The 10,432-nt window shown below is 29.2% G+C and carries 10 protein-coding genes; 5 read left to right on the top strand and 5 right to left on the bottom strand.

Translation table 11 applies throughout. The features are described from left to right. Positions 1–145: 145 nt before the first annotated feature. Positions 146–694: a 2'-5' RNA ligase family protein gene (locus tag J2Z42_RS12515; protein ID WP_209703111.1), complete on the bottom strand. Its 549-nt coding sequence runs from the start codon at positions 692–694 to the stop codon at positions 146–148. Positions 695–922: 228 nt separating this feature from the next. On the opposite strand from J2Z42_RS12515, the gene J2Z42_RS12510 reads away from it, so the two are divergent. The 5 genes from J2Z42_RS12510 to J2Z42_RS12490 all read left to right on the top strand — a co-directional run bounded on the left by J2Z42_RS12510 (position 923) and on the right by J2Z42_RS12490 (position 4,294). Further along, positions 923–1,087, top strand: a complete 165-nt coding sequence (locus J2Z42_RS12510; protein ID WP_209703110.1) for a DUF1540 domain-containing protein — start codon at positions 923–925, stop codon at positions 1,085–1,087. Between the two features lie 239 nt (positions 1,088–1,326). After that, complete coding sequence (gene murA, locus J2Z42_RS12505) at positions 1,327–2,583, top strand: UDP-N-acetylglucosamine 1-carboxyvinyltransferase (protein WP_209703109.1); 1,257 nt, start codon at positions 1,327–1,329, stop codon at positions 2,581–2,583. Positions 2,584–2,597: 14 nt separating this feature from the next. Then, positions 2,598–3,383, top strand: coding sequence for an MBL fold metallo-hydrolase (locus J2Z42_RS12500; RefSeq protein ID WP_209703108.1), 786 nt, complete (start codon positions 2,598–2,600; stop codon positions 3,381–3,383). Next, positions 3,377–3,619 (top strand): CxxH/CxxC protein, encoded by a 243-nt coding sequence (locus J2Z42_RS12495; RefSeq protein WP_342590028.1) that lies wholly within the window; start codon positions 3,377–3,379, stop codon positions 3,617–3,619. Before J2Z42_RS12500 ends, J2Z42_RS12495 begins: the two co-directional genes overlap by 7 nt. Positions 3,620–3,790: 171 nt before the next feature. Continuing rightward, complete coding sequence (locus tag J2Z42_RS12490) at positions 3,791–4,294, top strand: SEC-C metal-binding domain-containing protein (RefSeq protein ID WP_209703107.1); 504 nt, start codon at positions 3,791–3,793, stop codon at positions 4,292–4,294. 95 nt (positions 4,295–4,389) lie between these two features. Here J2Z42_RS12490 and asnS read toward each other — a convergent pair whose 3' ends face one another. From asnS to J2Z42_RS12470, 4 genes are all read right to left on the bottom strand, one after another. Next, positions 4,390–5,781 carry an asparagine--tRNA ligase gene (gene asnS / locus J2Z42_RS12485; RefSeq protein WP_209703106.1) on the bottom strand — a complete coding sequence of 464 codons (1,392 nt, stop codon included), beginning with the start codon at positions 5,779–5,781 and terminating at the stop codon, positions 4,390–4,392. Between the two features lie 392 nt (positions 5,782–6,173). Next, the gene (locus tag J2Z42_RS12480) at positions 6,174–7,988 is read right to left on the bottom strand and encodes a DUF4434 domain-containing protein (protein ID WP_209703105.1); all 1,815 of its coding nucleotides are present in this window, start codon (positions 7,986–7,988) and stop codon (positions 6,174–6,176) included. A gap of 105 nt (positions 7,989–8,093) precedes the next feature. Next, positions 8,094–9,206, bottom strand: coding sequence for a glucose-1-phosphate adenylyltransferase subunit GlgD (glgD, locus tag J2Z42_RS12475; RefSeq protein WP_209703104.1), 1,113 nt, complete (start codon positions 9,204–9,206; stop codon positions 8,094–8,096). 59 nt (positions 9,207–9,265) lie between these two features. After that, on the bottom strand, positions 9,266–10,417 hold the full coding sequence (locus J2Z42_RS12470; RefSeq protein WP_209703103.1) for a glucose-1-phosphate adenylyltransferase: 1,152 nt from the start codon (positions 10,415–10,417) through the stop codon (positions 9,266–9,268). Positions 10,418–10,432 lie beyond the last annotated feature (15 nt).

Raw genomic sequence — 10,432 nt, 5'->3', positions numbered from 1 at the left:
AAAGCATCAGATATGCAGATAGACATAGAAAACAAAATGTCACAACTTAGAGAACTATATTCTGAATACAAGAAAAATCTGCTTGATATATAATAATACATTAATAAATATACTGAAAGTTTAATTAAGCTTTCAGTATATTTATTTAATATTCTCTAAGCTGAAAATTTTTTATCAGCATTTCTTTTTTATTATTTATTGGCTTCCATAAAGCTATTCTATCAATAGTAACCATCTTGTGTATATCTTCTTTTTTAGCTGTCCTGCAGGCTGCCACATATTCTTTAGCACTCCATTGTCTTACTGAATAATTATTATTTGCCAGTGAAACATGTAAATCCCAACTTTCTATATTTTCTCTTACATTAAACTTATATGATTTCAAAAGGTCATTAATTTGTCTTGCAAGTCTTATTATATATCCTTTATTCTCTATCTTTAAATTTACAGATTTATAAGGTGGATCAAAACATATAGCACCATTTATTTCTACTTTAAATCTCTTATATGGCTTTAATAATTTTGAAACTATTTTTATTAATTTATCCATATCTGGATCACCTATTACTTCAAGGGTTATATGTAAAACAGGCATATGTTTATATAATTTATATTTCCTGCACATATTTCTCTGAATACGTTCAATATAAGAATAAGAATCCCTGTCAAATAATGCCACCAAATAATATTTCATTTCTTTCAATCCTCCAATTTATATGGTAATATCACTAATTTGTTGATTCTAATTATAACATATAATTATGCTTCATATATTTTTAAATTATATACTATATTTACCAGTATATTTAAATGTTAAAATTGCAATACTATCTATTGTAAAATTAAAACAATATGAAAGGGGTGAAAAATCTGCTGTTATTTAATTTTATATTTAAATTAAATTTATACAGTAGATAAAAGTATGAACAATAGTAAAAATGAAAGTGTTGGATGCATAGTGAATGAATGTAAGTTTCACTCAATGGGAGAAAATTACTGTACGCTCAATAAAATACAGGTAACTAAACATGAAACTACTGCTAAAGATGTTCAATGTACTGATTGCGGAAGTTTTGTGAAACGATAATTTTATTATTCTAAACATTGTAAACCTTCAAATTAAAATATATAATTATCACTAAATTTAATTTTATAAAAACTCAGCTTAAATTAGTTAAGCTGGGTTTTTTCGTGTATAATTTTTTAAAAATTTTTATGTTAAAACCTTACTGATTTATGTTATAATAAACTTTGTGTAATATGAATTAATTTTGATAATTTCTAAACTTTATATAAATATAATTGTGATAAGGATGGTTAACATAAATGGATAAATTGATAATTAATGGAGGAAAACCTCTTTTTGGTTCTATAGAAATAAATGGTGCAAAAAATGCTGCTGTTGCAATATTACCAGCAGCTATACTTGCTAGTAAAGGAAATTGTATAATAGATAATATACCTAATATAGAAGATGTCCACTGCATAGAAAGAATATTAAAAAGCCTTGGATGCAGTATTAAGACCAATAAAAATTGTGCAACAATAGACAGCACAACTATAACTAGCTTAAGTGCAAATACAGACGATGTAAGAAAAATGAGAGCTTCCTACTACTTAATAGGTGCGCTTCTTGGAAGATTTAAGAAGGCGAAGGTTGAACTGCCAGGGGGTTGTCCTATAGGTGTTAGACCTATAGACCAACATATAAAAGGATTCGAGGCTCTCGGTGCAAAAGTCAAAATTATGCATGGCTCTGTTTTAGTTGAAGCTGATGAATTAATTGGAACAAATATATTTTTTGATGTTGTAAGTGTTGGAGCCACTATAAATGTAATGCTTGCTGCAACACTGGCTAAGGGCGTTACAACTCTTGAAAATGTAGCAAAAGAACCTCATGTAGTAGATGTTGCAAATTTTCTAAATAGTATGGGGGCAAATATAAAAGGCGCTGGAACTGACGTGATACGAATAGTTGGAGTTGAGAATTTAACTGGTTGTTCTTATAGTGTAATACCAGATCAAATAGAAGCAGGTACATATATGATTGCATCAGCTGCCTGTGGTGGTGAAGTTACTATACAAAATGTGATTCCAAAACATCTTGAATCCATATCTGCCAAATTAGTTGAAATGGGTTCAGAAATAATAGAAGATGGTGATTCCCTTACAGTAAAATCAAACGGTAGATTAAAAGGTGTAAATATAAAAACTCAACCTTATCCTGGTTTTCCAACAGATGTACAACAACCTATGAGTACATTACTTACTGTAGCCAAAGGTAGAAGTATAATAAATGAAAGCATCTGGGAAAGTAGATTCAAACACGTAGATGAACTAAAAAAAATGGGTGCAAACATAAAAGTAGAAGGAAGAACTGCAATTATAGATGGTGTCGATAAATTAACTGGAGCTGTAGTGAAAGCAACAGACCTTAGAGCAGGTGCAGCAATGGTTATAGCAGGACTTATAGCAGAAGGAACTACCGAAGTCTTAAGTATTGAACATATAGATAGAGGATATCCAAATATTGAAGACAAATTTAAAGCTGTAGGTGCTGATATAGTAAGAGTTTATGAGTAAAGAGGAGAATTTATATGATATTTTGTCCTTTATTTAGTGGAAGCAGCGGTAACAGTACATTTGTAGCTTCCAATAATACTAAAATTTTAGTAGATGCAGGACTTGCAGGTAAAACCATAGAAAAAGCTTTATCCAGTATTCATCAAAGTCCTGATGATATAGATGCAATATTTATTACCCATGAACATATTGATCATATTAAGGGTGCTGGTGTATTATCAAGAAAATATGATATTCCTATATACACAAATGAACTTACCTGGAAAGCTATGTCAAAAAATATAGGTAAAATTAAAGATCACAATATAAAAATAATTTCAAATAATTATATAAACATTAAGGATATGGACATCATAAGCTATAAAATATCCCATGATGCAGCTGCCCCAAGGGGATATGAAATTTGCAGCAGAAATAAATGTGCATGTATAGCTACAGATTTAGGTTTCTTTTCAGAAGAAGTAAAAAAGATATTACACAATGCAAATGTGATATTACTTGAAAGTAACCATGATGTAGAAATGTTAAAATTTGGTCCTTACCCATATACTTTAAAGCGAAGAATATTAAGTAAAATTGGACATTTATCAAATGATGACTGTGGGAAGGCTATATTAAATATTATAAATAATAAATTTAAAAAAATAATCCTCGGCCATTTAAGTAAGACCAATAATTATCCTGAATTGGCTTATCAAACAGTTGTAAATATTTTAAATGACAATAAGGTAAATTTAAACAAAGATATAAATATATCCATGGCGAATAGAAATATGCCAAGTAATTATACAGAATTTTAATAATAACTTATAAAAGCATTGAAAAGGAGGCTATTAAAATATTAAGTCAAACTAAATATAGTTGTACTGATCATATAGATATGGCTATTGACGATTTTTTAGTAGAGAATGAAACTTTTCCGTATCTAGTCTATGTAAATAATCTAGATGTAGGTGAAGATTTAAACCAAAATTGTAATTTTAAGTGTAGTTATTGTGATAAAATTGCTAGATATGCTTTGAAAATAAAATCATGATATATTATTGCAAACTATTGTAATATTTATTATAATAATTCAAGTGTGTATTTTAATATAATTTCTAGCTTACAATTAATTCATGCTGGAAATTTTAATATTTTAAATATTGAAATAAAATAAAAGGGAGGAACTGCTTTTATTTACATATGTATTTAAGCAGGACAAGATATGAGTTTATACAAAGATTGGACAGATAAAGTTGTAGATTTAGTAAAAACTAAAGGTGAAGCTGCATTTTGGAAAGAATATGGTTCCATTGAAAAAAGCATATATACCAAAATATTAGCTGATAATAAGATCGCTTTAAATGGAACTATTAAATCCTTAGCACAAGAATTTGAAATCCCCACAGTATTTTTTATGGGCTTTTTAGACGGAATAAATGATAGCTTAGAAAATACTATTGAACTTGAAAATCTAGAAGAAGACTCACATATTGACATAAATATCAATTTAGAAAAATTATATTTTAATATGCTGGATGCTAAGGCAGATTACTTATACAAGCTTCCCCAATGGGAATCAATTTTTTCAAAAGATAAAAGAAAATCTATCCATAAAGAATGGGTTAATTCTAAAACAGTAGTAAATAAAACAAAAATTGGTAGAAATGATCCATGTCCATGTGGAAGTGGCAAAAAATATAAAAATTGCTGCGGTAAAAGTGCTTAATACCATTAGTTTAACTAATTTTTAATGCTTATATAAAAACAAGCAATATTACATTTAAACATAATATTGCTTGTTTGTTATACTTTATATCTTCATTAAAACTCAGCTGAGCCTGTAGTTCTTGGAAATGGTATTACATCCCTTATGTTAGACATACCTGTAATATACATGATTATTCTCTCAAAACCAAGTCCAAAACCTGAATGTTTAGTTTCTCCATATTTTCTAAGTTCAAGATACCACCAATAATCTTCTTTATTCAGTCCTAGTTCTTCTATCCTTTTTTCAAGAATGTCATATCTTTCTTCTCTCTGGCTTCCACCTACTATCTCTCCTATACCAGGTACAAGCAAATCTGCTGCTGCAACAGTTTTTCCATCATTATTAGCTCTCATGTAAAATGCTTTTATATCCTTTGGATAATCTGTTACAAATATAGGTTTTCCATAAACTTTTTCAGTTAAATACCTTTCATGTTCCGTCTGTAAATCAATACCCCATTTTACTGGATATTCAAATTTTGCACCACTCTTTAATAAAATATCTACAGCTTCAGTATAAGTAATTCTCCCAAAAGAAGAATTTACTACATTATTTAATCTATCAAATAATCCTTTATCTATGAATGAATTGAAGAACTTCATTTCTTCAGGTGCATTATCCATAACATATTTTATTATATATTTTACTAATTCTTCTGCTGTATCCATATAATCATTTAAATCCGCAAATGCCATTTCTGGTTCTATCATCCAAAATTCTGCAGCATGTCTTGATGTATTTGAATCCTCAGCTCTAAAAGTTGGTCCAAAAGTATATACATTTCTAAATGCAAGTGCCATAGTTTCTGCTGATAATTGTCCACTTACAGTTAAATTAGTTTCTTTGCCAAAAAAATCCTTAGAATAATCTACACTTCCATCTTCCTTTTTAGGAACGTTATTCAAGTCAAAAGTTGTAACTTTAAACATTTCTCCTGCACCTTCACAATCACTCCCCGTTATAAGAGGTGTCTGTGCATATACAAAATCTCTATCCTGGAAAAACTTATGTACAGCATATGCTGCTAAAGAACGTACTCTAAATACTGCGGAAAAAGTGTTGCTTCTTGGTCTCAAATGAGCAATTGTTCTTAAGTATTCAAGGCTATGTCTTTTTTTCTGAAGAGGATAATCTGATGAAGATTTTCCTTCTATAGATATTTTACTTGCCTTTATTTCAAAAGGCTGCTTTGCATTGGGAGTAACTGTTAATTTTCCTTCTACTTCAAGTGAAGAACTTATAGGCAGCTTACTAATTTCTTTGAAATTATCAAGTTTATCTTCAAAGACAATCTGAATATTTTTAAAAAATGTTCCATCATTTAACTCTATAAATCCAAATGATTTTGAATCCCTTATAGTCCTAATCCATCCTGAAACTTTAACATCTTTGTCTGCAAATTTTTCAGTATCTCTATAAATAGATCTAACTAATGTTGTTTCCATAAATATTAACCTCCATTATTTTAATAAAAAAGCTCTTTTGTCCATAAAGGGACGAAAGAGCTATAATTCGCGGTACCACCCAATTTGTCATAAAATGACCAATCTTAATTTAGAATAAAAATTTTTATTCTTGTGTTATAAGGTACACAATACCTCTAAGCCTACTAATATATAGTGCTCTATTACTGCATTTTACTCAATTTCAGTTAGAAACTCAGGAATGTTCTTCTATAAAGATTTATTACTGGTCTTGCACCATATCCAGCTCGCTAAAAATAACATCTATATATACTCTTCCCCTCATAGTTGCATATTAAACTGTCTTATTATATAAACTTACCTTAAAATTATAATATTTATAAAATTTTATGTCAATATGTGAACAAATTATTTTAATTTCTAACTTCAAATTCATCTATAAAAGTAGAATAGTTTGGTTCAGTTATTGATGTAAGCTTAACGTATCTTGCATATATCGGTTTATCTAAAGTAAAATAGATTGGATATCTAGAGCCATTTCTATCTGAAAATGGTACAAAAGGTATCCTAACAAGTCCTATTGGGATAAAATTAATTCCATCTTCTGATACTGCTATTGAAGCAGCCTTAGGCAGCGCTGCCCATGCTTTTGGTTCTCTATAATAATCTATCATAAATTGGCGGATCTGTTCAGTTTTTTTAAGATCTATTTCCAAATCAAAAGAATTATTGTACCATTTAGAGAATTGATCATCTTTCACCGAATTTTTCGATGCAAAATTACCATCTGTAAGTTTGCTTAAACTGCTATCACTATAATTATCTGCTCTTGGTGTAAATGTATATTTGCAGCCCTTTGATAAAAGCTTTGGAAACACCTTTATTCCATCCACATTAACTCTAACTTTATTTGATGAATCCGACATATTTCCCGAGAAATCTATAGCTTTAACCTCATAAGTATAATAGTCTACATTCTCTTTTAGTATTGGCTTGTCCTTCACACTTAAATAAAGCTGTTTGTCTTCGCCACCATATTTTCTTGGAACTACAGATTCAAAAATTAATACTCCATTTCTATATATTCTGTAACCACAAATATTTTTATATCGATCTGGCCTATCCCACGTTAATTTAAATTCATCTTTTCCAATAGACTGTACATTTAAATTTTTAGGCTTATTCACTTTATTATGTATCAATTCCCCACTCTTTACATATTCAAAATATGCTTCATTAAAACCAGGATCAATATTGTTAGGACTATAATAATGACTATATGAAAAACTTATTATCTCGTCTACGCAGGGTTGTTCAAGTTGAAGTTGTTTTATAAATCTATCCAGAGTAGCACTAGAATTATTTACATAATCGAAGCTTTCTGCATTAGCCCATAACTTCAACCCCTTTTTACTATCAACAGCTTTTTTCAAAGAAGTAAACCATGGATTTACCTGGTTAATATCAAGTCCTCCACCTCCTACAGAATCCTGTGGACAAAATATATCATTTTGCTTGAAGTTAACTTTTGAAAAGAAATACTTCCAGTTATCTGCATATTCCATAGAAGTACCTACTGACGAATTCATAAAAGGAGATATAAGAAAGGGCAGCCTTTCCTTTTTCAGTTCAAGATAATTTAAGTTAACATTAATTGCTTCAGCCAGATTATAGAACTGATTTTTCTTGTTAAATTTAATATTATCCACCTCGTAAGGAAAATACCAACCATAAAAAGAATTGGGATATTTAACCTTATACTTTTTATAAAGCTCATCACAAATTAAGTTTGTTCTTTTCATATCATCCTTCAATAAATTTTTATCGTCTGGAGATTCCTTCCACCATCCACTATTGAAGTCAGAACTCAGAAACACTTTAATACCTAATTTTTCTGCAGACTCTAAACATGAATTAACCTGATCAGTATTTCCATAAATCTTTTGAAATCCATAAATATTACTTTTATAAGCTGTTTTTGTAATATTGTTTTCAGTAGAAGTGATCCCTGTAAGCACTACATATTCCATATTATTTTTTTTATAATATTCTAATTCCTTCATCCATTTGTTTTCATTCCAATTTTGAGTCAAATCAATTTGTATAAATGAACCCGCAAGTATTGGATAATCTTTATTCCGCTTAATAGGACTTTTGTAATATATAAATATAGCAAAAATAAATATTAACACGGCTGCTGAGTATAGCATATATTTCTTATTTTTCATATCTATTAAATTCCTCTCATCTATATTTATAAAACATATAATAAAGTAAGGAGATATTAAATTATCTCCTTACTTTATTAATACTAATATTAAATTTTTTTAATTTCAATACATTTCGTCATTGTTTTCTACTACAAGTGGAATATCTTCATACCCTTTTAATTGCAGTTTGCTTTTTATAGAACAATTTTTATCTAGAATAGTATACTCAAGCTTAGCATTTTCACCTATAACACAATTTTGAAGTACAATACATTTTTGAAGTACAGCTCCTTTTGATACAGTTACTCTCCTAAATATTATACTATCTTTAACTTTTCCTTTTATAAGACACCCATTACCTATTATAGAATTTTTTACATCACTACACTCAGCATACTTAGCTGGTATTTCATCATTAGTTTTAGTATATATAGGTCTTTTATCCGAGAAGAGTTCTTTCATTACTTTGCGTTTTAAAAGGTCCATACTTGTCCTATAATATGCCTTTATAGAATTTATACAGCTTAAATATCCATCAAATTTAAAAGCTCCTACATTTAAGTGTTCAAGGCAGTTATATATATGTTGTTTTACTTTTCTATAACTTCCTGTACATATGCATTCATTAATTATATCCACAAATTTGCTTTTCTTCATCATATACATTTCCATACATATATTTTCTGTTTTATTCACTCCTATATTTCTTCCTACACTTATAACCTTTCCCTTGTCATCTATATTAAGTGTCTCACAATGAATAAAATTCACATCCGCATCTTCAACTTGTTTATATATTATAGTAACATCATTTCCAGAATCTATATGATGCTGCATTGCTTCACATAAATTAATATTGCACAGCATATAAGAAGATGCCATAATTACATAATCCTCTTTACTTTTTTTAAAATAGGACATATTCTTTGAAAAATTATAGACATCATCAAAATTAGGATTTCTATCTGTAAAATTAAAAACTCTAAGTCCTTCTATTTTTCTGTTTAAATCCCATGGTCTTCCATTGCTTAGATGATCTATAAGTGATCTTGATTCCATTTTAGTAAATATTCCTATATTTTCTATGCCACAATTAGTCATATTAGATAGTATAAAATCAATTATTCTATATCTACCTCCAACCGGTATAGATGCTAAAGATCTGTTTCTGGTAAGTTCTTTTATATTATCTTCGTTCTCATCTAGATTTATTATACCCATAAAATTTTGATACATAATAACCTCTCCTATCGGACTAAAAATATTTATATTTTTTTAAGCAAATGGTATATACTTTATGAGCTTTCTAATATGGAACCAGCCTTTACATCTACATTCGATCCTACAACCGAAATTTCTTTTCCATCACCTATAATACTATCTCTTCTGATAGAAGCACCACTACCTATTACTGCTTTGTTAATTATAACATTATCACCGATTTTAGTATTTGGCATAATAACAGAATCTATTATTTTAGAATTTTTTCCTATTATTGTACCTGAAAATATAATAGAGTGTGTCACTTCTCCATAAACTTCACATCCATCGACTACAATAGACTCCTTGATATTAGCATTAGGTCCAACATATTGTGCTGGTTCTACATGATTTACTGAATATATTCTCCAATTTCGATCCCTCAAATTAAGCTCATTGTTTTCTCTCAAAAGATCCATATTTGCTTCCCATAGGCTTTTAATAGTACCTACATCCTTCCAGTAACCTTTAAATGGATAGGCATACATTCTCAATTTATTATTCAACATATTTGGTATGATATTTTTTCCAAAATCATTAGATGAATTTTTATCATTTTGATCTTCCCTTAAAAATTTTCTAAGTAATTTCCAATTGAATATATATATGCCCATAGATGCTTTATTACTCTTCGCCTTAATTGGCTTTTCTTCAAATTCATATATTCTCATATCATCTTTAGTATCCATTATGCCAAATCTGTAAGTTTCATCTAAAGGAACATCAATTACAGCAATAGTGGCATCTGCCTCCTTTTCCTTATGAAACGCAAGCATCTTTGCATAATCCATCTTATAAATATGATCCCCGGAGAGTACAATTACATATTCAGGGTTGTAATTATCTATAAAGGACATATTTTGGTATATTGCATCTGCTGTTCCCTTATACCAATTTCCTCCATTTTCTTCTTGATAAGGTGGAAGTATGTATACCCCTCCGTCTCTTCTATCTAAATCCCATGGACTTCCTATACCTATATGAGAATTTAGCTCCAATGGTTTATATTGCGTAAGAACTCCTACAGTATGAATACCTGAATTAGAACAATTACTCAAAGTAAAATCTATTATTCTATATTTTCCTCCAAATGGCACTGCCGGTTTTGCTAATTTCTTAGTTAAGACTCCTAATCTGGAACCCTGGCCTCCTGCTAATATCATTGAAACTATTTCTTTTTTGTTCATGGAAACATCCCCCCG

This window comes from Clostridium algifaecis (assembly GCF_017874415.1).
Taxonomy (GTDB): Bacteria; Bacillota; Clostridia; order Clostridiales; family Clostridiaceae; genus Clostridium_B; species Clostridium_B algifaecis.
This window is presented reverse-complemented; position numbering and strand designations above follow the sequence as displayed.

Coding starts and splice junctions, on each gene's coding strand:
- J2Z42_RS12515 (WP_209703111.1), bottom strand. CDS start 694: ATGAAATATTATTTGGTGGCATTATTTGACAGGGATTCTTATTCTTAT.
- asnS (WP_209703106.1), bottom strand. CDS start 5,781: ATGGAAACAACATTAGTTAGATCTATTTATAGAGATACTGAAAAATTT.
- murA (WP_209703109.1), top strand. CDS start 1,327: ATGGATAAATTGATAATTAATGGAGGAAAACCTCTTTTTGGTTCTATA.
- J2Z42_RS12490 (WP_209703107.1), top strand. CDS start 3,791: ATGAGTTTATACAAAGATTGGACAGATAAAGTTGTAGATTTAGTAAAA.
- J2Z42_RS12480 (WP_209703105.1), bottom strand. CDS start 7,988: ATGAAAAATAAGAAATATATGCTATACTCAGCAGCCGTGTTAATATTT.
- glgD (WP_209703104.1), bottom strand. CDS start 9,206: ATGTATCAAAATTTTATGGGTATAATAAATCTAGATGAGAACGAAGAT.
- J2Z42_RS12510 (WP_209703110.1), top strand. CDS start 923: ATGAACAATAGTAAAAATGAAAGTGTTGGATGCATAGTGAATGAATGT.
- J2Z42_RS12470 (WP_209703103.1), bottom strand. CDS start 10,417: ATGAACAAAAAAGAAATAGTTTCAATGATATTAGCAGGAGGCCAGGGT.
- J2Z42_RS12500 (WP_209703108.1), top strand. CDS start 2,598: ATGATATTTTGTCCTTTATTTAGTGGAAGCAGCGGTAACAGTACATTT.